This is a genomic window from Enterobacter sp. SA197 (genome assembly GCF_054131575.1).
This window is the reverse complement of sequence record NZ_CP096393.1, coordinates 1,695,213-1,719,196: the sequence shown is the minus strand read 5'-3', so window position 1 is coordinate 1,719,196 and position 23,984 is coordinate 1,695,213. Positions and strand designations below refer to the sequence as shown.

Sequence of the window (23,984 nt, the reverse complement as noted above, 5' to 3'; positions counted from 1 at the left end):
TTACTTGTACCTGATTGCAGGGTTAATGGCAGCGTAGAGCACATCCACCACTAAGTTGATGAGAATAAATTCAAGAGAGAAGAGCAGCACTTCCGCCTGGATGACCGGGTAGTCGCGCATTTCTACGGAATCCACCAGCAAACGGCCAAGCCCTGGCCAGTTGAATACCTTTTCGACCACGATCGACCCGCCAAGCAAGAAGCCAAACTGCAGCCCCATCATCGTTATCACCGGGATAAGCGCGTTGCGCAGACCGTGTTTAAGGATAACCCAGCGTTCTCGCACCCCTTTGGCACGGGCGGTACGCATATAATCTTCATTCAGCACATCCACAAACGAGGCACGGGTAAAGCGCGCCATCACTGCGGCGACGGCGGCCCCGAGCGTCATGGATGGCAAAATATAGTGCTGCCAGCTGTCTGCACCGACGGTGGGCAACCAGCCAAGCTCAACCGAGAAGATCTGCATTAACAGCATACCGAGCGCAAAGGCCGGGAAGGAGATGCCGGTAACGGCCAGCGCCATACCCAGCCTGTCCGGCCAGCGATTGCGCCATACCGCGGCGGCAATACCGGCGACAAGGCCAAAAAGCATCGCCCAGGTCATGCTGGCGATAGTCAGCCAGAACGTGGGGAAAAAGCGACTGGCGATTTCATCCACCACCGGGCGGCGCGATGCCATCGAGATACCAAAATCGCCCTGCACCACATTGGTAATGTAGTGCCAGAACTGGACGTATAACGGTTGATCCAGGCCCAGCTGTTGACGCACCAGGTTAACGACCTGCTGGTCTGCCTCCGGCCCGGCAATCAGCCGCGCCGGATCGCCGGGTAAGAGATGGACAAATAAAAACACCAGCACCGCCACAATCAGTAGCGTTGGAATCAGGCCCAGCAGGCGTTTTAAAACATAATTAAGCATGTCTGTTTTCCCTCACCCCACCGCCACGCGGGCGGTGGGCATGAGTTTTTTATTTCAGGTCGGCGTTGTCAAAGCTAAAACCGGTATCGGGCATAATGTAGAAGCCGGTCAGATTCTTGTTATGGGCAGAAACCAGTTTTTCGACAACCAACGGCACCCAGGGTGCCTCTTTCCAGATAGTATCCTGAGCATCTTTATACAGACGGGCTTTTTCTTCGTCGTTAGTGGTTTTCAGAGCATCCGTCAGATCCTTATCCACCTTCGGATTACTGTAAAAGGCGGTGTTAAAGAGCGCAGGCGGCCAGTTCTGGGTAGCAAACAGCGGTGACAGCGCCCAGTCAGCCTCCCCGGTTGACGCCGACCAGCCCGTATAGAACATCCTGACTCCGCTCTCTTTCTGCCCTTTCGCTTCCACTTCAGCCGCACGCTGACCGGCATCCATCGCCGTGAGCTGGGCTTTTATACCCACCTGCGCCAGCTGCTGCTGGGTAAACTGCAGCACTTTTTGTGCGGTACTGTGGTTATGCGAAGACCAAAGCGTAGTGCTAAAGCCGTTGGGGAAGCCCGCTTCTTTGAGTAACTGACGCGCTTTTGCCGGGTCATATTTCCATTGCGGATAGGTCGCGGCATAAGCCAGAGAGGGCGGCACCACGCCAGCTGCCGGGGTGGCGTAACCGGCAAAGGCCACTTTTACCAGCGCCTGGCGGTTAATGGCATAGTTAATGGCTTCGCGCACTTTCGGGTTATCGAACGGTTTTTGCGTCACGTTCATGCTGATATAGCGCTGCATGATAGACGGACTCGCCACCAGCTCCAGCTTGCTGTTTTTTTGCAGTACAGCGGCCTGCTCGTAAGGGATCGGGAAGGCAAACTGTGCTTCACCCGTTTGCAGCATGGCGGCGCGGGTATTGTTATCGACCACCGGTCGCCAGGTGATGGTGTCAAGTTTCGGCAACCCTTTCTGCCAGTAGTCCGGGTTCTTTTTCACTTTAACAAAGTCGGTCTGGTTCCAGGTTTCCAGGGTGTACGGGCCGGTCCCCACCGGATGGAACCCAATCTCTTTGCCATATTGCGCCAGCGCTTTAGGGGAGATCATTGCCGTGGCCGGATGGGCAAGAATATTGATAAACGCCGAGAAGGGTTCTTTAAGCGTGATCTTTACCGTCGAGGCATCAACAGCCTCGGTGCTGGCGATGTTTTTGTAGAGGTTGTAGCGCTTGAGTTTATTGTCAGCATTGCTGGCGCGATCGAGGTTGGCTTTCACCGCTTCGGCGTTAAAATCGGTGCCATCCTGGAACTTTACCCCCTGACGAAGCTTAATGGTGTAGACCAAGCCATCGTCAGAAACGGTGTAGCTTTCCGCCAGCACGTTCTGCAATTTCATGTCCTTATCAAGCCCAAACAGCCCCTGATAGAAGGATTTTGCCACCGCCTGCGATAATGTGTCGTTCGCATCATAGGGATCAAGGGTGGTGAAGTTCGAGGCCACTGCGACCACGACATCTTTGGCAGCCAGTGCCGGCGCGGCGGCCAGGGTGGCGGCAATCGCAACCCCCAGCTGCCATTTTCGTGCGACGAATTGTGTCATGTTGTTCTCCTGAGTGTCCCTGCCTGAATCTGTCAAAAACGGGATTGCGTATTGCCTGGTGTCGTGCGTGCGACATAATGCCCCGCGCCGACGTGATGTAACTGCACGCGTTCGATAACATCGCCGCGCTTATGAATATTGCTGGGTAGTTCATCCGACAGCAGCACCCGTTGCGCCCGGTGGTGTGTCGGGTCCGCGACCGGCACGGCGGCCATCAGTTTTCGCGTATAGGGGTGTTGCGGATCCTCAAATACCGCCCGGCGGGGGCCAATTTCGACAATCTGTCCAAGGTACATAACCGCCACGCGATGGCTAATCCGCTCCACCACCGCCATATCGTGGGAAATAAACAAAAATGCAATGCCCATTTCCCGCTGAAGATCTAACAAAAGATTGATGATTTGCGCCCTGATCGACACGTCAAGCGCGGAGACGGATTCGTCGGCTACCACCACCCGTGGATTCAGCGCCAGCGCCCTGGCAATGCAGATACGCTGACGTTGTCCACCGGAAAATTCATGTGGATAGCGCCAGGCGTGCTCGGGTTTTAACCCCACCCGCTCCAGCAGCCACAGGACGCGTCGCTGGGCCTCATCTTCGCTCATGATCCCATGCACCCGCAGCGGTTCCATGATCGAATAGCCCACGGTCTGGCGCGGATCGAGAGAGGCATAGGGATCCTGAAAAATAAACTGAATATCCCGGCGCAGCGGCTGCAACTTGTTTGACGGTAAGGTATCAATGCGCTCACCGTTGAAGGTGATTTCTCCGCTCTGGCTCTCCACCAGACGCAGCAGCGCTCGGCCGGTAGTAGATTTTCCGCTGCCGGACTCCCCCACCAGCGACAGGGTTTCGCCAGGCCAGAGGTCAAAACTCACCCCTTCCACCGCATGAACTTCGCGGGTGACGCGGTTAAGGATGCCGCTGCGAATCGGGAAACGCGCCACTAAATCCCGTACCTGTAAAATGGGTTCACCTGGCACCACCGTGTCCTGCTCCGTCTCCTCTTCAGGACGGTGTGCAGGCTGAGATGACATTAACCGAAAACGTCGCGGCAGATCGCTACCGTTCATCGCCCCCAGCCGTGGGACGGCCGCCAGCAAGGAACGGGTATAAGGATGCTGAGGCGCGCTGAATATCTGCGAAACCGTGCCGGTCTCCACCGCCTCACCCTGATACATGACCAGAACCCGATCGGCGATATCCGCCACCACGCCCATATCGTGGGTGATGAAAATCACCCCCATTGCCATCTCTTTTTGCAGCACACTGATGAGCTGCAGAATTTGCGCCTGAATGGTGACGTCCAGCGCGGTAGTGGGTTCATCGGCAATCAATACCGCCGGGCGACACGAGAGCGCCATCGCAATCATCACCCGCTGGCGCATGCCGCCAGAAAGCTGATGAGGAAAACGCGATAAAATCGCCTGAGATTCGGGGATACGCACCAGGTCCAGCATGCGTCTGGCTTCAACCAGCGCCGCCTCTTTATTCACCCCCTGATGCAGACGAATAGACTCAGCAATCTGCTCACCGACCGGAAACACCGGGTTCAGCGAGGTCATCGGCTCCTGGAATATCATCGCAATATCCGCACCACGCACCCCGTGCAGACCCGAGCGGCTAAGGGTAGCGAGATCGACACGTTTACCGTTGCGGCGGGTTAACAACATATGGTTGCAGTTAACCTCAGCGCCGGACTGCTCCAGCAGGCGCAGCAGAGACATCGCCGTAACCGACTTCCCTGAGCCGGACTCCCCCACTATCGCCAGCGTTTCACCACGTTTTAAGGTAAAGGAGAGGCCGCGCACTGCCTCGGTGCGTTGCTGTTCATGGCTAAAGGTCACGTTCAGATTGCTGACATCGAGCACATTCTGTACATCCTCTGCGGGTCGTTGCGACATGTCGCTCTCCTTATTCACGATAAATTCCCACGCTCGGTGCATCACCCGCATAGCCCCAGGCGCGGTACATGCCTTCACTGTTAAAGGGCAGGGCCACATTGCCTTCCCTGTCGACCGCAATCAGGCCACCGCTGCCGCCAAGTGCGGGGAGTTTTTCCATCACCACCGCCTCACAGGCCTCATGCAGACTGAGCCCACCGTAATCCATCAGTGCGGCGATGTCATAAGCGGCCAGGGTACGAATAAAGACTTCGCCCGTGCCAGTACAGGAGACCGCGACACTGGCATTATTCGCGTAACACCCTGCCCCCGGTAAAGGGGAGTCACCGACGCGCCCGGGCAACTTGTTGGTCATCCCGCCGGTAGAGGTGGCTGCCGCCAGATTGCCCTGTTTATCGAGCGCCACCGCGCCAACGGTGCCAAATTTCTGGCGCTCATCCAGCGGAGCATTGCCGTGATCGAGACGCAGGGTATTGTCCGCCCTGGCCTCTGTCAGTTGCTGATAACGTTCCCGGGTGGAGAAAATCTCAGGCGCAACCGGCTCCATGCCTTCAGCAAAAGCAAATTTTTCTGCCCCTTCCCCGACGAGCAGGACATGGGGGCTGCGTTCCATAACGAGCCGTGCGGCAAGGATGGGGTTGCGCAGACGGCTGACGCCGGCCACCGCACCGGCCAGCAGCGTTTCACCGTCCATAACGCAGGCGTCAAGTTCATGGGTTTCATCGCGGGTAAAGACCGCACCAACACCAGCATTAAATAGCGGGCACTCTTCCAGAAGGCGTACCGCTTCGGTCACCACATCCAGCGCGCTTTCGCCCGCCTCCAGCATGCGCTGACCCTGTTCAACAATGGACGACAGGGCTTCAATATAGTGCCGCTCGTTCTCCGGGCTTAGCCGGGCGCGGGCAATTGCCCCTGCGCCGCCGTGTATCGCAATCACTGCTTTGGTCATTTTTTCATCGCCCGGTCAGGTACTCTGCTGCTTTTACTATAAATATCATTATCGTCGTCACAACTTCAGACGATTTTTGAATATAGAAAGTCGTTACAACTATGTAAAGCAGGCTTCGCACTCTGCCCACGGAGGAGTACATGCAGCGGGGGGCACTTTTCTGCCATAATGCCTCCTTTGATCCGTTTTACTGGAGCCACTCATGGAACATACTGCGGGCCTTATTCCCCTCGATGCTGCCCTGGCGCAAATGCTGTCGGCCATTACCCCACTGGAGCAAAGTGAAACCTTGCCACTTCTGGCCTGTTTTGGTCGCGTTGTCGCGCAGGATGTTATCTCTCCGATAAATGTGCCGGGTTTTGATAATGCCGCAATGGATGGCTACGCCGTGCGGATGTCCGATCTTGAGCAGGGCATTCCGCTAAGGGTTGCCGGTAAAGCTTTTGCCGGGCAGCCTTTTCATGGCGAATGGCCAGCCGGCAGTTGCGTACGCATCATGACCGGCGCCCCGGTGCCCGCCGGTTGTGAAGCGGTGGTCATGCAGGAAGAGACCGAAGTGACGGACGCGGGAGTACGCTTTACCGCGGCCGTTCGCGCCGGGCAAAACGTTCGTCGTCTTGGCGAAGATATTCGTGCCGGGTCCGTCGTGTTCACGCCCGGAACCCGACTGACCGCTGCTGAAGTGCCGGTGCTCGCCTCGCTGGGTATTGCAGACGTCAACGTGGTGCGCAAAATCCGCGTCGCCCTTTTCTCCACCGGCGATGAGTTGCAGTTGCCGGGACACCCCCTGGGCGACGGGCAGATCTATGATACTAACCGTCTTGCGGTGCATCTGATGCTTGAGCAACTGGGGTGCGAGGTCATTAACCTTGGCATTATCCGTGACGATCCGGCCCTGCTGCGCGAAACCTTTATCACCGCAGACCAGCAGGCTGACGTGGTTCTCAGCTCAGGCGGCGTCTCGGTCGGCGAAGCGGATTACACCAAAGCGATGCTTGATGAGTTAGGTGAAATCACCTTCTGGAAACTGGCCATTAAGCCGGGCAAACCTTTTGCCTTTGGTCGTCTGCAACACAGCTGGTTCTGCGGGCTGCCGGGCAACCCGGTATCAGCGGCCCTCACCTTTTATCAGCTTGTGCAACCGTTACTGGCGAAACTGAGCGGCGCAACAAATAACCCTCTGCCGATGCGTCTGCGCGCCCGTGCCGCTACGCGGCTCAGAAAATCACCGGGGCGTCTGGATTTCCAGCGTGGCATTCTCAGCCGCGATGAAAACGGCGAACTGAGTGTGAGCTCCACCGGGCCGCAGGGCTCGCATATTTTCAGTTCATTCAGTCAGGGTAACTGCTTTGTGGTGCTGGAGCGCGAGCGCGGCAACGTTGAGCCGGGCGAGTGGGTCGAGGTTGAGACCTTTAACCATCTGTTCGGAGGATGAACGTGGAAGCGCTGAGCGATGCAGAGATGTTGCGTTATAACCGGCAAATCATTCTGCGTGGATTTGATTTTGACGGGCAGGAGCGGCTGAAAGCTTCTCGGGTACTGGTCGTGGGATTGGGCGGCCTCGGCTGTGCTGCGGCGCAATATCTGGCGGCCGCGGGCGTGGGTCAGATGACGCTGCTCGATTTTGACACCGTCGCGCTCTCCAATCTGCAGCGCCAGACCTTGCATAGCGATGCCACAATCGGGCAGCCGAAAGTGATCTCCGCCCAGGCGACACTTGCCCGGCTTAACCCTTATGTTCAGCTTGATACCCTCAACGCGCAGCTGGACGACGCGGCCCTGTCAGCGCAGATTGCCGCCCACGACCTGGTGCTGGACTGTACCGACAACGTGGCCATCCGCAACCAGCTCAACGCCGGTTGCTTCGCGCACACTGTCCCGCTGGTTTCCGGGGCGGCTATTCGCATGGAGGGGCAGATCAGCGTCTTCACCTGGGGCGAGGATGAACCCTGCTACCGCTGCCTGAGTCGTCTGTTTGGCGAGAATGCCCTGACCTGCGTGGAAGCGGGGGTGATGGCACCGCTGGTGGCCATCATCGGCTCTCTTCAGGCGATGGAGGCTATTAAAGTGCTGACGCATTACGGCACCCCCGCCTCGGGCAAAATCGTGATGTACGATGCGATGACCTGCCAGTTCCGGGAGATGAAGCTGATGCGCCACTCCAACTGCGAGGTATGTGGAGGTTAACAGGACCGGGGATGAAGGTAAGCGCGCACATTTCCCCCTCACCCTGACCCTCTCCCTCAAAGGAGAGGGGACTAAATCGAGCCGCCATCCTCTCTCTCCCTTGAGGGGGAAGCAACGGCAACGGGCTGCCTTTCTCCCTCTCCCCGTGGGAGAGGGATCCCCAGTAATATGCCGTTTTACAGCGATACCACGGCGAAATGAGAATAAAACAGTCACCGCGATGAGTGGGTCCGGCTGAAAATCGATGAGGCGTTGACGGCTGACCGGGGCCGCCCGCAGGGACGCGGGCGGAGGGGATAGCCTGCAGGGAGGCAGGCTGGTCCCCGACCCGATAGTCAGACGACATAAGCATCATGGACCGCGCCAGCGGCGATTTTCCTGGCCGGGAGCCCGGGTCGCCAGGGTGGTGGCGGTGAACCACCCTGGCACGTTCACGGGTTCTGGCGTGACAGAACAGCAAGGAACATGAGGTGAACGGAATGACCATAAGAGCCGCATGTTTCCCCTCACCCTGGCCCTCTCCCCAAAGGGGCGAGGGGACTAAATCGAGCCGCCATCCTCTCTCTCCCTCAAGCGGGAAACAACGGCACCGGGCTGCCTTTCTCCCTCTCCCCGTGGGAGAGGGATCCCCAGTAATATGCCGTTTTACAGCGATACCACGGCGAAATGAGAATAAAACAGTCACCGCGATGACTGGGTCCGGCTGAAAATCGATGAGGCGTTGACGGCTGACCGGGGCCGCCCGCAGGGACGCGGGCGGAGGGGATAGCCTGCAGGGAGGCAGGCTGGTCCCCGACCCGATAGTCAGACGACATAAGCATCATGGACCGCGCCAGCGGCGATTTTCCTGGCCGGGAGCCCGGGTCGCCAGGGTGGTGGCGGTGAACCACCCTGGCACGTTCACGGGTTCTGGCGTGACAGAACAGCAAGGAACATGAGGTGAACGGAATGACCATAAGAGCCGCATGTTTCCCCTCACCCTGGCCCTCTCCCCAAAGGGGCGAGGGGACTAAATCGAGCCGCCATCCTCTCTCTCCTTTGAGGAGGAAGGAACGTCACCGGGCTGCCTTTCTCCCTCTCCCCGTGGGAGAGGGCCGGGGTGAGGGCATCAGCGCGCACATTTCCCCCGCACTACTCCATTCAAAATGTGACCTCCTCCATGCTTTAGCACTGGCCTGACATTACCTGACAGGGCGTTGATCCTTATCAAATTAACTTTCATTCGAAAGTAATTTAATCTTCATACGCAATATGAGGATACTCCATGATTTTCAATATTCAGCGCTATTCCACCCATGATGGCCCGGGTATTCGTACCGTGGTCTTCCTGAAGGGCTGCTCGCTGGGCTGCCGCTGGTGTCAGAATCCTGAAAGCCGGGCGCGGGGGCGCGAGGTGCTGTTTGACGCACGCTTGTGTCTGGAGGGATGTCACCTTTGCCAGCAGGCGGTGCCCACGGCTATTACGCGCACGCTTAACGGACTGGTGATCGAGCGGGACGCGCTCCATGAAGCCGACCTGGACGCCCTGACCCTCTGTTGCCCCACCGAGGCGCTGACCGTCTGCGGCGAAAACCAGTCCGTTGACCAGATCATGGCGACCGTACTACGCGACAGGGCTTTTTACGCCCGCAGCGGCGGCGGCATTACGCTCTCCGGCGGCGAACCCTTTATGCATCCCACGCTGGCTCAGGCACTCTTAAAGCGCAGCCATGAGGAGGGCATTCATACTGCGGTAGAAAGCTGTCTGCACGTGCCCTGGCACTACATTGCGCCGTCACTGCCCTATGTCAGTCTGTTTCTGGCCGACCTTAAGCATGTCGATAGCGCGGTGTTCAGACAGTGGACCGACGGTAGCGCCAGACGCGTGCTGGATAATCTCAAACGGCTGGCCCAGGCCGGTAAAGAGATGATCGTTCGCGTACCGCTGATTCCTGGTTTTAACGCTGACGAGCAGTCCATCACCGCCATTACCCGTTTCGCCGCAGACGAACTCCAGGTTCGTGAGATCCATTTTTTGCCTTATCACACACTGGGCATGAACAAATACACTCTGCTCAATCAACCTTACACCGCACCGGATAAGCCGCTTGATGCGCCCGCGTTACTGGCTTTTGCCCAGGACTACGCCCGCCAGAAAGGACTCACCGTCACCTTACGAGGATAACGCCATGACCACCCTGCAGCTCACTACCCTGACCGAACGCATAAGGGCGCATAAAGATGCGCTGGTACATATCGTTAAACCCCCTGTCTGTACCGAGCGTGCGCAACATTACACTGAGATGTACCGTGCCCACATGGATAAGCCGATCCCGGTACGGCGGGCGCTGGCACTGGCGCATCACCTGGCGTTACGGAATCTCTGGATCAAACACGACGAGTTGATTATCGGCAATCAGGCAAGCGAAGTGCGCGCCGCCCCCATCTTCCCGGAATACACGGTCTCCTGGATTGAAAAAGAGATTGATGACCTTGCGGACAGACCAGGCGCAGGTTTTGCGGTGAGCGAGAAGAATAAACGCGTGCTGCATGAAGTTTGTCCGTGGTGGCGCGGGCAGACGGTGCAGGATCGCTGCTACGGTATGTTTACCGATGAACAAAAAGCGCTGCTGGAGACGGGCATCATTAAAGCCGAAGGCAACATGACCTCCGGCGATGCGCACCTGGCGGTAAACTTTCCGCTGGTGCTGGAGCAGGGGCTGGACGGCCTGCGTGCCCGTGTGGCTGAACGCCGTTCACGTATTAACCTGACCATACTGGAAGATCTTCACGGCGAGCAGTTTCTGAAAGCGATGGATATTGTGCTGGAAGCCGTCAGTCTGCATATCGGACGGTTTGCCGCACTGGCACGCGAAATGGCCTCAACGGAAAGCCGTGAACAGCGTCGTAATGAACTGCTGACCATCGCAGAAAACTGCGACGTGATTGCCCATCAACCCCCGGTAACCTTCTGGCAGGCGCTGCAGCTCTGCTATTTTATCCAGCTGATTTTGCAAATCGAGTCCAACGGTCACTCAGTCTCGTTCGGGCGCATGGACCAGTACCTGTACCCCTTCTACCGCCGTGACGTTGAACTGAACCAGTCGCTTGAACGCGAACAGGCCATTGAGCTGTTGCACGGCTGCTGGCTGAAGCTACTGGAGGTGAACAAAATTCGCTCCGGCTCGCACTCCAAAGCCTCAGCGGGGAGCCCGCTGTACCAGAACGTTACTATTGGCGGGCAGAGTCTGGTCAATGGCAAGGCGACGGATGCGGTCAATCCGCTCTCTTATGCGATCCTCGAATCCTGTGGTCGCCTGCGTTCCACTCAGCCGAACCTGAGCGTGCGCTATCACGCGGGCATGAGTAACGACTTTCTGGATACCTGCGTGCAGGTCATCCGCTGCGGCTTTGGTATGCCTGCTTTTAATAACGACGAAATCGTCATCCCTGAATTTATTAAGCTTGGGGTGGAGCCACAGGACGCCTATGACTACGCGGCCATTGGTTGCATTGAAACTGCTGTCGGCGGTAAATGGGGCTATCGCTGCACCGGCATGAGCTTTATCAACTTCGCCCGCGTGATGCTGGCGGCAATGGAAGGGGGCCGCGACGCCACCAGCGGCAATGTATTCCTGCCCCAGGAGCATGCGCTGTCGAAAGGCAACTTCCCCGGATTTGACGACATGCTGGCTGACTGGGACAACCAGATACGTTATTACACCCGCAAATCTATTGAGATTGAGTATGTGGTCGACACCATGCTTGAAGAGAACGTACATGACATTCTGTGTTCGGCACTGGTGGACGACTGTATTGAGCGGGCGAAAAGCATCAAGCAAGGGGGCGCAAAATACGACTGGGTTTCCGGCCTGCAGGTGGGAATTGCAAACCTCGGCAACGGACTGGCCGCGGTAAAAAAACTGGTATTCGATCAGGGCGTCATTGGTCAGCAACAACTGGCAGAGGCGCTGGCGGCAGACTTTGATGGACTGACCCATGAACAGCTACGCCAGCGCTTAATCAACGGCGCGCCGAAGTACGGTAATGATGATGACAGCGTTGATACCCTGCTGGCCCGCGCCTATCAGACCTATATCGATGAACTCAAACATTATCGCAACCCGCGTTTTGGCCGTGGTCCGATTGGTGGCGCCTATTACGCAGGAACCTCTTCGATTTCGGCCAACGTGCCCTTCGGGGCCGCTACCATGGCCACGCCAGATGGACGTAAAGCCCATACGCCGCTGGCAGAAGGGGCAAGTCCGGCATCCGGCACCGATCATCTGGGCCCAACGGCGGTTATTGGCTCAGTCGGTAAGCTGCCTACCGGATCGATTCTCGGCGGGGTATTGCTGAACCAGAAACTGAACCCGTCGACGCTGGATAATGCAGGCGATCGTCAGAAGCTGATGATGCTACTGCGTACATTCTTTGAAGATCACAAGGGCTGGCATATTCAGTACAACATTGTTTCACGTGAGACGCTGGTTGAGGCGAAAAAACACCCGGATCGGTATCGTGATCTGGTCGTGCGGGTAGCGGGCTATTCCGCGTTCTTTACGGCACTCTCACCGGATGCGCAGGACGATATTATTGCCCGTACCGAGCACACGTTGTGATGCAGACCGTCTCTGCGCTCTGATGCCCTCACCCTTGCCCTCTCCCCGTGGGAGAGGGAGAAAGGCGGCCCGGTCTGGTCCCCTCTCCCTTGAGGGAGCAGATTGGGGTGAGCGGGAGAACCAGGCTCCGCTGCCCTCGCCCGGCCCTTCCCCAAAGTGAGAGGCAGAAAGGCGGCCCGGTCTGGTCCCCTCTCCCTTGAGGGAGAGGGTTAGGGTGAGAGGGAGATGCAGGCTCCGCTGCCTTCTCGCCATTCCTCCCGCCGGACGAGGGGCGGACATCCACAAAGCCACTACGATTGCCTTTTGCTTTCACCCTATTTTTACTTTCGAATGAAATAGATTTGTGCTGCAGGTCACACTGTTATTACAATGTTACTGGAAAAACATATTCCAGGAGCTTATGTATGACCGTGAAAGTTATCGTCACTGATATGGACGGAACCTTTCTGGACGACGCCAAGCAGTACGACCGCGATCGTTTTATGTCCCAGTTTGCCCGGCTGAAAGAACGCGACATCGAATTTGTCGTCGCCAGCGGCAACCAGTATTACCAGTTGATTTCGTTCTTCCCCGAGCTTAAAGACCAGATCTCGTTCGTTGCAGAGAACGGAGCGCTGGTCTATGCGAATGGGCAACAGCTGTTTCACGGCGAATTGACCCGCCATGAAGCCCAGGTAGTGATTGGCGAATTGCTGAAGGATAAAGGGCTCAATTTTGTGGCCTGTGGCCTTAACAGCGCTTACGTCAGTGAAAACGCCCCGCAAGCGTTCGTTGACCTGATGTCAAAACACTATCATCGCCTGCAACGCGTCAGTGATTATCACCAGATTGATGACACGCTGTTCAAATTCTCCCTCAATTTACCGGACAGCGACATCCCACAGCTTATGGACAGACTTCACGTCTCACTGGACGGCATCATGAAGCCCGTCACCAGTGGCTTTGGTTTTGTGGATTTGATTATTCCCGGGTTGCACAAAGCCAACGGCATTACGCGGTTGCTCAAACGCTGGCACCTCACACCCAAAGAGTGCGTCACCATTGGCGACAGCGGTAACGACGCGGAGATGCTGCGGATGACCGATTTCTCCTTTGCGATGGCGAATGCCAGCGATGCCATTAAAGCAATTGCCCGTCACCAGACGGATGACAACAACCATCAGGGCGCGCTGAATGTGATCCAGTCCGTGCTTGAAGGCGCTGCGCCCTTTAATTAGTCCTGGTGCCGGTGCGTCAGCGCCGGCCCGTTTTCTCACCCCTCTCGTTTCGCCCTTCTTTTCACTTTGTGTCAGGCATCAAGTTTTTAAACTTGCATTAACTTAATTTTAACTTAAATTGTCATATGTAATCTTTATAACTTTCGAATGAAAGATTGAGAGGTCATCATGACATACACCAGTGAAACGTTGCCCGCCGACCCTAAAGAGGCGATCCGCCAGATGAAACACGCGCTTCGCCAGCAGATGGGTGACGTACAGGCGGTTTTCGATGCCCTGCACAAGCGCATTCAGGAGCGGGTGACTGAAATTAAGAGGCTGAAGGCCAACGGCGAGGCTATCTGGCCTGAGATCCCCTATGCTGATCTGGCATGCGGCAACATTTCGCAGGCGCAACGGGACGCCATCAGGCGTCGGGGATGCGCTGTGATTAAAGGCCATTTCCCCCGCGAAAAGGCACTGGGCTGGGATCAGGACATGATGGCCTATCTCGAAAAAAACCATTTCGATGATGTCTACAAAGGGCCCGGCGACAGCTTCTTTGGCACGCTGGAGGCATCGCGTCCTGAAATCTACCCGATTTACTGGTCGCAGGCGCAAATGCAGGCGCGCCAGAGTAATGAAATGGCGACCGTACAATCGTTCCTCAATCGTCTGTGGCGTTTTGAAAGCGAAGGCACCCGGTGGTTCGATCCGGACGTCAGTGTTATTTACCCTGACCGTATTCGTCGACGCCCACCGGGAACGACCTCAAAAGGACTCGGCGCGCATACCGATTCCGGCGCACTGGAGCGCTGGCTGTTACCCGCTTATCAACGGGTGTTTGCCAATGTCTTTAACGGTAAGCTGGATGAGTACGATCCGTGGGACGCCGCGCACCGCACCGAAGTGGAAGAGTACACGGTGGATAACACCACAAAATGTTCAGTGTTCCGGACCTTCCAGGGCTGGACAGCACTTTCCGACATGATCCCAGGACAAGGGCTGCTGCACGTAGTACCGATTCCCGAAGCGATGGCGTACATTCTGCTGCGCCCGCTGCTTGATGATGTGCCGGAAGATGAGCTGTGCGGTGTGGCGCCGGGTCGCGTTCTGCCCATCTCTGAGCAGTGGCATCCATTATTGACAGAGGCGCTGACCTCTATTCCGGCGCTGGAAGCCGGCGATTCCGTCTGGTGGCACTGCGATGTGATTCACTCCGTGGCCCCGGTTAATGACCAGCAGGGTTGGGGAAACGTGATGTATATTCCCGCGGCCCCTATGTGCGAGAAAAATCTGGCCTACGCCCGCAAGGTTAAAGCGGCTCTGGAGAAAGGAGCATCGCCGGGGGATTTCCCGCGTGAAGATTATGAAACCGACTGGCAGAATCGCTTTACCGTGGCGGATTTGAATGATTACGGTAAACGTGCGCTGGGGATGGTGGCCGACTGATTCTGCTGGCATAGCAAAGAGAATGGCGTTTAAAACAGAAACTGCGCTTTTCCTGAATTCAGGAAAAGCGCATGACGTGGTGCGAATTATTCGATGCCTTTGCTGCGCAGGTAATCTTCATAATTACCGGAGAAGTCGATGACTTTCTCTGGCGTAATTTCGATTACACGGGTAGCGAGCGAACTGACAAATTCACGGTCATGAGAGACGAAAATCAGGGTTCCCTGATACATCTCCAGCGCCATGTTCAGCGATTCAATGGATTCCATATCCAGGTGGTTGGTCGGTTCATCCATGATCAGGATATTCGGTTTTTCCATCATCAGCTTGCCAAACAGCATGCGACCCTTTTCACCACCGGACAACACTTTTGCCGGCTTTTTGATGTCGTCCTGGCTGAAAAGTAAACGCCCCAGAATGCTGCGCACCGCCTGCTCATCATCCCCTTCCTGTTTCCACTGGCTCATCCAGTCAAACACGGTCAGGTCGTTTTCGAACTCATATTCATGATCCTGCGCGTAATAGCCGATTTGCGCATTTTCGGACCATTTCACCGTACCGTTATCAGGCGCAAGGTCGCTTACCAGCGTCTTCAGCATGGTGGATTTACCCACGCCGTTCGCACCAATAATGGCAATCTTCTCGCCCACTTCCAGCAGCAGGTTAACGTTTTTAAACAGCGGACCGTCATCGAAGCCTTTGGTAAGGGCTTCCACTTCCAGCGCATTACGGAACAGTTTCTTATCCTGCTCGAAGCGAATGAACGGGTTCTGGCGGCTGGAGGCTTTCACCTCATCCAGTTTGATTTTATCAATCTGACGGGCGCGGGAGGTGGCCTGACGAGATTTGGAGGCGTTGGCACTAAAGCGACTCACGAAGGATTGCAGGTCTGCAATCTGCGCTTTTTTCTTGGCGTTATCCGCCAGCAGACGCTCACGCGCCTGGGTTGCCGCGGTCATGTACTCATCATAGTTACCCGCATACACACGCAGCTCGCCGTAATCAAGATCGGCCATGTGCGTGCAGACCATATTCAGGAAGTGACGGTCGTGCGAAATGATGATCATGGTGCTGTCGCGTTCGTTCAGCGTCTGCTCCAGCCAGCGGATGGTGTCGATGTCCAGGTTGTTGGTAGGTTCATCGAGCAGCAGAATGTCCGGGTTAGAGAACAGGGCCTGGGCTAACAGCACACGCAGTTTCCAGCCTGGCGCGACTTCGCTCATCAGACCGTAGTGCTGTTCGACAGGGATCCCCACGCCTAACAGCAGCTCGCCCGCGCGTGCTTCAGCGGAGTAGCCGTCCATTTCGCCATACTGGGTTTCGAGGTCGGCCACTTTGTAGCCATCTTCCTCGCTCATTTCGCTCAGACCATAGATGCGGTCACGCTCCTGTTTCACTTCCCATAATTCACCATGACCCATGATGACGGTATCAAGTACGGTGAAATTTTCGAAGGCGAACTGATCCTGACGCAGCTTACCGATGCGCTCATTAGGATCGAGTGAGACGTTCCCAAGCGTAGGTTCCAGGTCGCTGCCAAGGATTTTCATAAAGGTGGATTTACCGCTCCCGTTAGCGCCGATCAGGCCGTAACGGTTGCCGCCGCCAAATTTGACGGAAATATTTTCAAAGAGCGGCTTGCTGCCGAACTGCATGGTGACGTTGCTGGTTACTAACACGGAAGTATCCTGAAATGTGTGACAAACGCCGTATTATGCCACAATTCCGAATTAGATTCCTGCTTCGAAACGCACGGCTAAAATGAAAGCAACGGGAAAAAAATGTGATTTCGTACACATCTGAATTCCCTGGGCGAGGGAATGCACATATAATGCGCTCCCATCTATAGAAAGCATTATTAACCCAACGGCCTGTGGCACGAATCTCGCACAACATGAACATGAAATTAAAAACGCTTTTAGCGGCGGCGTTTGCCGTCGTAGGCTTTTGCAATACCGCGTCTGCTGTTACTTACCCGCTGCCAACCGATGGTAGCCGTCTGGTTGGTCAGAACCAGGTCGTAACTATTCCTGAGGGCAACACCCAACCGCTGGAGTACTTTGCCGCGGAGTACCAGATGGGCCTGTCCAATATGACGGAAGCCAACCCGGGCATTGATGCCTTCCTGCCGAAAGGCGGCACCGTCATGAACGTCCCGCAGCAGCTGATTCTGCCGGATACCGTGCACGAAGGTATTGTCATCAACAGCGCCGAAATGCGCCTCTACTACTATCCGAAAGGCACCAATACCGTGATCGTACTGCCAATCGGTATTGGTCAGTTAGGTAAAGACACCCCGATCAACTGGACAACCAAAGTTGAGCGCAAAAAAGCGGGCCCGACCTGGACGCCGACCGCGAAAATGCATGCCGAGTATATTGCTGCGGGTGAGCCGCTGCCTGCGGTAGTGCCGGCGGGCCCGGATAACCCGATGGGCCTGTACGCGCTTTACATTGGTCGTCTGTATGCTATTCACGGCACCAATGCGAACTTCGGTATCGGTCTGCGCGTAAGCCACGGTTGTGTGCGTCTGCGTAACGACGACATCAAATTCCTGTTCGAAAATGTGCCGGTCGGCACACGCGTTCAGTTTATTGATGAGCCGGTAAAAGCGACCACTGAGCCAGATGGTTCACGTTATGTTGAAGTGCATAACCCGCTGTCGACGACCGAAGAGCAGTTCAACGAAGGCGAAATCGTGCCTATCACGCTGACCAAAAGCGTGCAGAGCGTGACCAGCCAGGCGGATGTTGATCAGAACATTGTTGAACAGGCGATTCAGAACCGTTCCGGTATGCCGGTCCGTCTGAACTAAGCTGTAGCTTATCCATAAAAAAGCGGGTCTCAGACCCGCTTTTTTTTATCCGTTATTCACCACAATCACCCCACCGTGATCGTAGCGGTAATGGCAGTGTGCATACTCCAGGGGCGTGCCATCTTCCAGATAAATGACCTGCTCCACTTCCAGCACCGGGTCAGTCTCATCGCAATTGAGATACTGCCTGTCCTCTTCACCCGGTTTGAGCGCGCGCACTATGCGGTATGAGCCCATGATTTTCAGCGCCAGGGCATCCTGCACATAGCTGAAAACAGAACTCTCAAGATGGGAGCGATTAAGCCCCGGCACCAGATTTACCGGCATCAGGGTAAACTCCAGCGACATGGGTTCGCCCTCAAGCAGACGCAGACGGATAAAGTCATAGACCGGGTCATCCGGCCCTACCAGCAGCGACGCCTGCTCTTTTTCCGTCGGGAAGCGCAGCTCAAAGCGGATGATTTTACTGGTGACCTGCCCGACGTGCTCCCAGGTTTTGGTCGCGCCATAGTAATCACTGCCTGGTAAATCCCAACGGGAGAGCTGCAGAAAGTTTTTACGAATAAAGGTGCCCTGCCCCTGGCGGGTATAGACCAGTCCCTCCACAATCAACTGGCGCATCGCCTGCTGAATAGTCATCCGGCTGGTATTAAACTCCCCGGCAAGGGCAAACTGGTCAGGCAACGGTTCGCTGGCGTTGTAACGCTGACTGAGGATCCGCTGTTTGATTTCCCGCGCGATAAGTATGTATTTCGCCGCCATTGCCTGTCCTTCATATTATTCGGTTATGCCGTTGTTTTTTAAGGCCACTCTCTCGGCTATCTTGAGGAAAGGCAGGTAGAAGAATACACCAAAGATGATGATTATCAACTGCACCACCACGGCCCTCCAGTCCCCCGCCGTGGCCAGCCATGCGCTCAGAACAGGCGGCGTGGTCCAGGGGATCATCACCACACATTTTGCCATCCAGCCGAGCGTGGTACACAGCCAGGCGAAGTAAATACCTATCGCCGGCAGCAGCACAAACGGGATCATCAGCGGCAGGTTAAAGACAATGGGCAGGCCAAAAATCACTGGTTCATTGATGTTAAATAGCCCAGGGGAGACAGAGAGCCGCGCCACCTGATTGGCCGCTTTCTGCTTCGAGAAGATGAAGATAGCAATCAGCAACGAGAGCGTACTGCCCGTACCGCCAATCATGCCGAAGGTCGGCACAAAGATATTGTTGATGATATGCGGAATCGGCTGCCCGTTAGCAAAGGCCAGCATATTCTCGTTGGTGTTGATTAAGAGGAAAGGTTCCAGAATCACGCCGTTGACCACTGACTGATGGATACCCAGCGTAAACAGGAAGTTACCAAAACTATAAATAAACAGTGTGCCCGGAAGACTGGTATTAACGAGCCGTAGCGGTTGCTGAATCAAGGTGGTGATGAGATGAATCAAATCCGTGTGCAGCACATTTGCCAGCAGCGCCGCCACAATGGCGAACGTCGACAGCGTGATAATGGTCGGGATCAGCGCCGAAAATGACTGGCCGACCGCCGGGGGCACATTTTCCCCCAGGGAAATATTCAGCTTTTTAATCGTCGCGATCCGAATAAACAGCTCGGTGGAGAGCAGGCCGATAATCACCCCGGCGAAAATCCCGGTCGAACCTATGTTGCCGAACGAGAGCATCTGGCCTACCGTTACCGCCGCGTTGCCGCCAACCGGTACGACCTCAAGCGTCACTGGCATCATCATAATGTAGCTCGATAAGGCAATGACCACCGCCGACACCGGGTTATCGAAATTGCGATTGCGCGCCAGGGACCAGGCGGTCATGGGAGCAATCAGCAGGGCCGCGATATTGAGCGTGCCATTGATAATGACGTCACCCCAGACTTTGAAACGCGCCAGCGTTTCACCCTCCAGGATCCACGGGAAGACCACGTTATTTACTAACACCGCAAGCCCGGCCAGAATAAATATCGGCATGACGGCAGCGAAGGCATCTCTGAGCGATCGCAAGTGCACCTGTCCTGCGAGGCGTGCAGAAAAATCGACAAACCTGTCGACAAAGGACGGCGTATTTTCAGGCTGTTTAGCGTCAGACATAATGGTCTCCCGTGAATGGCTTACGGCGGCGCGTTACATCTCGCGACCGTTGGTATGGATTACCTGTTTCAGCCAGGCGTAGCTCTGTTTTGGAATGCGCTTGAGGTCTTTCAGATCGTGGTTTTCGCGGTTTACATACACCACGCCGTAGCGCTTACGCATGTCCCCCTGCGAGCTGAGAATATCGATAAGCCCCCAGCCGAGATAGCCAATCACCTGCGCCCCGTCTTCAAAGATGGCGTCTTTCATGGCCTGCAGGTGATCGCGGTGATAGGCCACGCGGTAATCATCCTGAATCGGGTTGACACCATCCCAGCTTTCAATCACCCCGATACCGTTCTCAATCGGGAACACCGGCAGCCGCCAGTCGTTGTAGTAACGGGTGATGATGGCGCGAAAACCGAGCGGATCGATCTGCCAGCCCCACTCCGTCGCCTTCAGATGCGGGTTAGGCACGTCGCCCTGTTGCAGATAATAATTGACCGGCGCATCGGGGGAGATGGCGTCGCTGTCCAGCGTCTTGCTGGCGTAGTAGCTGAAGGCCATATAATCACTTTTCACCTGGCTGATGAGCGTTAAATCTTCAGCCCGATAGATATCGCTAAAACCTTCGCGTTCTACCACCGCCATCACCGCCGGGCTGTAGCCCTGGCCGGCAAAGACGCGCAGCAGGTTCTGATTGAGGAATTCGTCATACTGCTGGGCGCAGAACACATCACGCGGTTTGCAGGTCGCCGGGTAGACCAACTGATGTGCGAGCATCCCGCCCATCAGCGCCTTCGGTTTTGTCTGGTGCAGGTAATGGGTGAGTTGCACATGCGCCATCATCACATGATGCTGAATCTGATAGAGCTCGCGCAGCGTTTTCTCCCCCTTAAGATAGCCCCCGACTTTGAACGCTTCCGGCATGTGGTAGATGTTCTGCTCGTTAAAGGTCAGCCACCAGGTCACCTTGTCGCCGAAGCAGTCGATCATCTTTTGCCCGTAACGCACAAACGCATCCAGCACGCGGCGATCGGTAAAACCGTTATATTTTTCCGCAAGCGCCAGCGGCATATCGAAATGGTAGAGGCAGATCATCGGCGCAATGCCACGGGCAATCAGATCGTCAATAAAACGATCGTAGAACGCGATCCCTTCTTCATTAAAGTCGCCGTCACCGTTCGGGCAGACGCGGCTCCATGAAATCTGGAACCGGTAGCAGTTCATGCCCAGATCCTGCATGCAGTCGAAATCTTCCGTGTAACGGTGGTAAGAGTCGGTGGCAACCTTCCAGTCTGAGGCAAACTCGCTGGCTTCGCGGATGTCGTACACTGAAGGCCCCTTTCCGCCCTCATTCCATGCCCCTTCGGTCTGCATACTGGAGACCGAATTGCCCCATAAAAAGCCCGGCGGTAGTGTTTTTGTCATCTCGTTATCTCCGTGGTCACATGTAAAGTCATATCTATTTCATGACTAGTCATATAGACAAATATGAAAAGTCAGGCCACGACGACGATCGTTTTTTGTGAGCAAGGTGGAGAAAACAGGACGGGGCAAAACGCAGAAAAAAGAAAACCCCGGTGGCCCAAAGGCATCACCGGGGTGAGGCAAAGAAGAGAACTAGCTTGCTAACTGATTGCGACGGTATTCGCCCTGACGCTCCAGCATCCAGCCGGGGTATTCACGGGGTAAGGCACTCACCGCATCAAGCTGGCGCAACTCCTCTTCCGTGAGGCGGATATGCGTTGCCGCAATATTGTCCATCAGCTGCTCCTGGCGTTTCGCGCCAATGATCACGCTGCTCACGACGGGCTGATGGAGCAACCAGGCCAGCGCTATTTGTGCCACAGATACCCCTTTGGCTTGTGCAATGACCCGCATCACGTCCACGCAGTCAAATGCGCGATCTTTATTCACCGGTGGGAAATCAAATTCGAGACGGCGGCTGCCCGCTTCGCCCTGCCCGTCGCGATCATATTTACCGCTCAGCAGGCCACCAGCCAGCGGGCTCCAGACCATCAGACCGACGTTTTCGCTCTGCATCATCGGCATCAGTTCGCGCTCAAGGTCACGTCCGGCGATGGTGTAATAAGCCTGCAGCGAGGCAAAACGCGCCAGCCCAAGACGCTCAGATATCCCCAGCGCTTTGGTGATTTGCCAGGCTGCCCAGTTGGAGACGCCGATATAGCGCACGTGGCCGTGCTGCACGAGGTTATCCAGCGCGTAGAGCATCTCCTCCATTGGGGTTGCCGGATCAAAACCGTGCAACTGGTAGAGATCGATATGATCGAGCTGCAGGCGTTTCAGGCTCTCTTTCACGCTGCCGATGATGTGGTAACGCGAGCTGCCGCGCGAGTTCACCCCCGCCGTCCCGGTTTCACCGAACACTTTGGTCGCCACCACCACGTTCTCGCGGGGGATTTTCAGGTTTTTCAGCGCCTGACCTGTTATCTCTTCCGAGCGGCCCTCAGAATAGACGTTCGCGGTATCGATAAAATTAATGCCTTCATCCAGCGCGCTGCCCACCAGTTGGTCTGCCTGCGACTGGCCTAACTGGCCGATTTTGCTCCACATCCCGCTTTCACCACCAAAGGTCATGGTGCCAAGGCATAATTCAGATACAAACAGACCGGTATTGCCGAGTTTTTGATAACGCATGGCGCGTCTCCTCTCATTGTGGGTTGACGCAAACAGTTATACGCAAAACGCGGCGCGCCGGAATGTGAGGTTTCTGCCTGTTTCTTGCCTGAACCTCTGAAACTTATCCGCGCGGCGCATCACCGAAAACGTCATACTCTGGCAGTCGCACGTTCTGGTAAGGTTCCCAGCCGCCTCCCAGCGCTTTGTACAAGGCCACCAGATCAAGGCTGCTTTGCACCCGTGCCTGGGCGCGCTGCTGTTCAGCCTGTGCCAGTTGGCGCTGGGCATCCAGCACATCAATAAAGGTCGCGATCCCCTGTCGATAGCTGTCGCTGGCTAGACTGAAGGCGTTTTGCAGCGCTTCAATGGTTTTATCAAGCCCCGCTTCCCGCTGCTGATCGCTGCGGTAGCTGACCAGGGCATTTTCCACATCCCCCAGCGCTTCCAGTACCGTCTGACGGTAGTTAAGCACCGCAGCGCCCTGTTGAGCACGGGCCAGCTTCACGCTGGAGACCAGCCGTCCGCCCTGGAAAATCGGAATTGAGATTTGCGGGCCGAAACTGTAGAAGTGGCTGCTCCAGTCGGTCAGCCAGTCGGTTTCGCTGTTACGCAGGCCAAACTGTCCGCTGAGCGTGAGGCTCGGGAATAGCTGCGCTACCGAGACGCCTATCTGTGCCGTTGCCGCGTGCAGGGTCGCTTCGGCTTCCCGCACATCCGGGCGGCGGCGCGCCAGCGTGGAGGGAATACCGGTCTGCACAATTTTTGGCAGAACGGGCAGCGGCCGCGAACCGCGCAATTCGCCGTCGAGCGCACCGGGCGGTTTACCCAGCAGCACCGCCAGGGCGTTCATTGCCTGGCGCTCCTGAGCCTGATACTGCGGCAACTGCGCTTCAAGATTGCCCACCTGCGCACGGGCATTTTCCACATCTAATTGCGGTGACAATCCGCCGCGCTGGCGGTTTTCCGTCAACTCAAACGTTTGTTGTGCGGTATCAATCTGGGTTTGCAGGGTTTTGATGATACTTTGCGCGCCACGCAGTTGCAGCCAGGCGCGTGCCACCTCCGCCTGCAGGGAGACCAGGGCATCGTTGCGCTGCTCAATGGCCTGCTGCTGTTGCGCTTCGCTTGCCTCAACCTGGCGGCGCACTTTGCCCCACAGGTCGAGCTCCCACTGGGCATCAAAGCTGCCCTGGTAGAGATTGACCGGCTGAGTTAATGCCCCTAACGCGCCGGAAATTTCCGGGTCGACGTTATCGAGCTGTCCATAGACGTCATGGGATTTCAGCTCCCCTTCCAGGCCAAGCTGTTGTCGGGTCGCCTGCAGGTTGCCATTGACCGCTGGCAAAAAGGCGCCGCCTGCCTGATTAATCTGTTCACGTGCCCCGGCGATACGTAGCACCGTCTGCTGGAGCGACAGATTCCCGGCAACAGCCCTGTCAATCAGACTGTTCAGCTGTGGGGAGTTAAAGGTTGTCCACCAGCGCGGGTTGACGGCCTGCGGGGCGGTTTGCGACGCCACACTTTTATCACCCGGATCGTTCCAGCGTGCCGGGGTTTGCGGCTTCGGTTGCTGGTAATCCGGCCCCACCGCGCATCCTGCCAGTAAGAGCGACAACATCATCAAAGAGAGACCACGCCTGGACATA

General features: G+C 56.2%; 17 protein-coding genes. 7 read left to right on the top strand and 10 right to left on the bottom strand.

What is annotated here, in order from left to right:
* The 4 genes from gsiC to iaaA are packed head-to-tail and all read right to left on the bottom strand — an operon-like array spanning nucleotide 1 to nucleotide 5,365.
* Nucleotides 1-921: a glutathione ABC transporter permease GsiC gene (gsiC, locus tag M1D91_RS07850; protein WP_437431222.1), complete on the bottom strand. Its 921-nt coding sequence runs from the start codon at nucleotides 919-921 to the stop codon at nucleotides 1-3.
* Nucleotides 922-970: 49 nt separating this feature from the next.
* Entirely contained in the window at nucleotides 971-2,509 is a 1,539-nt protein-coding gene (gene gsiB / locus M1D91_RS07845; protein WP_437431221.1) for a glutathione ABC transporter substrate-binding protein GsiB, read from the bottom strand.
* 32 nt (nucleotides 2,510-2,541) lie between these two features.
* On the bottom strand, nucleotides 2,542-4,413 hold the full coding sequence (gene gsiA / locus M1D91_RS07840; RefSeq protein WP_437431220.1) for a glutathione ABC transporter ATP-binding protein GsiA: 1,872 nt from the start codon (nucleotides 4,411-4,413) through the stop codon (nucleotides 2,542-2,544).
* A 10-nt stretch (nucleotides 4,414-4,423) separates the two neighbouring features.
* Entirely contained in the window at nucleotides 4,424-5,365 is a 942-nt protein-coding gene (gene iaaA, locus M1D91_RS07835) for a beta-aspartyl-peptidase (RefSeq protein ID WP_437431219.1), read from the bottom strand.
* A gap of 202 nt (nucleotides 5,366-5,567) precedes the next feature.
* On the opposite strand from iaaA, the gene moeA reads away from it, so the two are divergent.
* From moeA to M1D91_RS07805, 6 genes are all read left to right on the top strand, one after another.
* Entirely contained in the window at nucleotides 5,568-6,800 is a 1,233-nt protein-coding gene (gene moeA, locus M1D91_RS07830) for a molybdopterin molybdotransferase MoeA (RefSeq protein WP_437431218.1), read from the top strand.
* Nucleotides 6,797-7,552 carry a molybdopterin-synthase adenylyltransferase MoeB gene (gene moeB / locus M1D91_RS07825; RefSeq protein WP_437431217.1) on the top strand — a complete coding sequence of 252 codons (756 nt, stop codon included), beginning with the start codon at nucleotides 6,797-6,799 and terminating at the stop codon, nucleotides 7,550-7,552. The genes moeA and moeB overlap by 4 nt, the downstream gene beginning before the upstream one ends.
* A 1,264-nt stretch (nucleotides 7,553-8,816) precedes the next feature.
* Entirely contained in the window at nucleotides 8,817-9,716 is a 900-nt protein-coding gene (locus M1D91_RS07820) for a glycyl-radical enzyme activating protein (protein ID WP_437431023.1), read from the top strand.
* A 4-nt stretch (nucleotides 9,717-9,720) separates the two neighbouring features.
* Nucleotides 9,721-12,153 (top strand): formate C-acetyltransferase/glycerol dehydratase family glycyl radical enzyme, encoded by a 2,433-nt coding sequence (locus M1D91_RS07815; protein ID WP_437431022.1) that lies wholly within the window; start codon nucleotides 9,721-9,723, stop codon nucleotides 12,151-12,153.
* A gap of 404 nt (nucleotides 12,154-12,557) precedes the next feature.
* Entirely contained in the window at nucleotides 12,558-13,370 is an 813-nt protein-coding gene (locus M1D91_RS07810; RefSeq protein WP_437431021.1) for a Cof-type HAD-IIB family hydrolase, read from the top strand.
* Between the two features lie 168 nt (nucleotides 13,371-13,538).
* Nucleotides 13,539-14,801, top strand: coding sequence for a DUF1479 domain-containing protein (locus M1D91_RS07805; protein WP_437431020.1), 1,263 nt, complete (start codon nucleotides 13,539-13,541; stop codon nucleotides 14,799-14,801).
* Between the two features lie 86 nt (nucleotides 14,802-14,887).
* Here the strand turns inward: M1D91_RS07805 and M1D91_RS07800 are convergent, their stop codons facing one another.
* Entirely contained in the window at nucleotides 14,888-16,480 is a 1,593-nt protein-coding gene (locus M1D91_RS07800; protein ID WP_437431019.1) for an ABC-F family ATPase, read from the bottom strand.
* A 215-nt stretch (nucleotides 16,481-16,695) separates the two neighbouring features.
* Here M1D91_RS07800 and ldtB point away from each other — a divergent pair, with 215 nt between their 5' ends.
* On the top strand, nucleotides 16,696-17,616 hold the full coding sequence (gene ldtB, locus M1D91_RS07795) for a L,D-transpeptidase (protein WP_437431018.1): 921 nt from the start codon (nucleotides 16,696-16,698) through the stop codon (nucleotides 17,614-17,616).
* A gap of 45 nt (nucleotides 17,617-17,661) precedes the next feature.
* Here ldtB and M1D91_RS07790 read toward each other — a convergent pair whose 3' ends face one another.
* From M1D91_RS07790 to M1D91_RS07770, 5 genes are all read right to left on the bottom strand, one after another.
* Nucleotides 17,662-18,378, bottom strand: coding sequence for a GntR family transcriptional regulator (locus M1D91_RS07790; RefSeq protein ID WP_437431017.1), 717 nt, complete (start codon nucleotides 18,376-18,378; stop codon nucleotides 17,662-17,664).
* A gap of 15 nt (nucleotides 18,379-18,393) precedes the next feature.
* Entirely contained in the window at nucleotides 18,394-19,716 is a 1,323-nt protein-coding gene (locus tag M1D91_RS07785; protein WP_437431016.1) for a PTS sugar transporter subunit IIC, read from the bottom strand.
* Between the two features lie 33 nt (nucleotides 19,717-19,749).
* On the bottom strand, nucleotides 19,750-21,126 hold the full coding sequence (locus M1D91_RS07780; protein ID WP_437431015.1) for a glycoside hydrolase family 1 protein: 1,377 nt from the start codon (nucleotides 21,124-21,126) through the stop codon (nucleotides 19,750-19,752).
* 192 nt (nucleotides 21,127-21,318) lie between these two features.
* Entirely contained in the window at nucleotides 21,319-22,356 is a 1,038-nt protein-coding gene (locus tag M1D91_RS07775) for an aldo/keto reductase (RefSeq protein WP_437431014.1), read from the bottom strand.
* Nucleotides 22,357-22,459: 103 nt separating this feature from the next.
* Nucleotides 22,460-23,983, bottom strand: a complete 1,524-nt coding sequence (locus M1D91_RS07770) for an efflux transporter outer membrane subunit (RefSeq protein ID WP_437431013.1) — start codon at nucleotides 23,981-23,983, stop codon at nucleotides 22,460-22,462.
* Between the last annotated feature and the right edge of the window lies 1 nt (nucleotide 23,984).

Bases quoted from the DNA above. Each gene is read 5' to 3' on its own strand.
- gsiC (WP_437431222.1), bottom strand. From the start codon at position 921: ATGCTTAATTATGTTTTAAAACGCCTGCTGGGCCTGATTCCAACGCTA.
- gsiB (WP_437431221.1), bottom strand. From the start codon at position 2,509: ATGACACAATTCGTCGCACGAAAATGGCAGCTGGGGGTTGCGATTGCC.
- gsiA (WP_437431220.1), bottom strand. From the start codon at position 4,413: ATGTCGCAACGACCCGCAGAGGATGTACAGAATGTGCTCGATGTCAGC.
- iaaA (WP_437431219.1), bottom strand. From the start codon at position 5,365: ATGACCAAAGCAGTGATTGCGATACACGGCGGCGCAGGGGCAATTGCC.
- moeA (WP_437431218.1), top strand. From the start codon at position 5,568: ATGGAACATACTGCGGGCCTTATTCCCCTCGATGCTGCCCTGGCGCAA.
- moeB (WP_437431217.1), top strand. From the start codon at position 6,797: ATGAACGTGGAAGCGCTGAGCGATGCAGAGATGTTGCGTTATAACCGG.
- M1D91_RS07820 (WP_437431023.1), top strand. From the start codon at position 8,817: ATGATTTTCAATATTCAGCGCTATTCCACCCATGATGGCCCGGGTATT.
- M1D91_RS07815 (WP_437431022.1), top strand. From the start codon at position 9,721: ATGACCACCCTGCAGCTCACTACCCTGACCGAACGCATAAGGGCGCAT.
- M1D91_RS07810 (WP_437431021.1), top strand. From the start codon at position 12,558: ATGACCGTGAAAGTTATCGTCACTGATATGGACGGAACCTTTCTGGAC.
- M1D91_RS07805 (WP_437431020.1), top strand. From the start codon at position 13,539: ATGACATACACCAGTGAAACGTTGCCCGCCGACCCTAAAGAGGCGATC.
- ldtB (WP_437431018.1), top strand. From the start codon at position 16,696: ATGAACATGAAATTAAAAACGCTTTTAGCGGCGGCGTTTGCCGTCGTA.
- M1D91_RS07790 (WP_437431017.1), bottom strand. From the start codon at position 18,378: ATGGCGGCGAAATACATACTTATCGCGCGGGAAATCAAACAGCGGATC.
- M1D91_RS07785 (WP_437431016.1), bottom strand. From the start codon at position 19,716: ATGTCTGACGCTAAACAGCCTGAAAATACGCCGTCCTTTGTCGACAGG.
- M1D91_RS07780 (WP_437431015.1), bottom strand. From the start codon at position 21,126: ATGACAAAAACACTACCGCCGGGCTTTTTATGGGGCAATTCGGTCTCC.
- M1D91_RS07775 (WP_437431014.1), bottom strand. From the start codon at position 22,356: ATGCGTTATCAAAAACTCGGCAATACCGGTCTGTTTGTATCTGAATTA.
- M1D91_RS07770 (WP_437431013.1), bottom strand. From the start codon at position 23,983: ATGTCCAGGCGTGGTCTCTCTTTGATGATGTTGTCGCTCTTACTGGCA.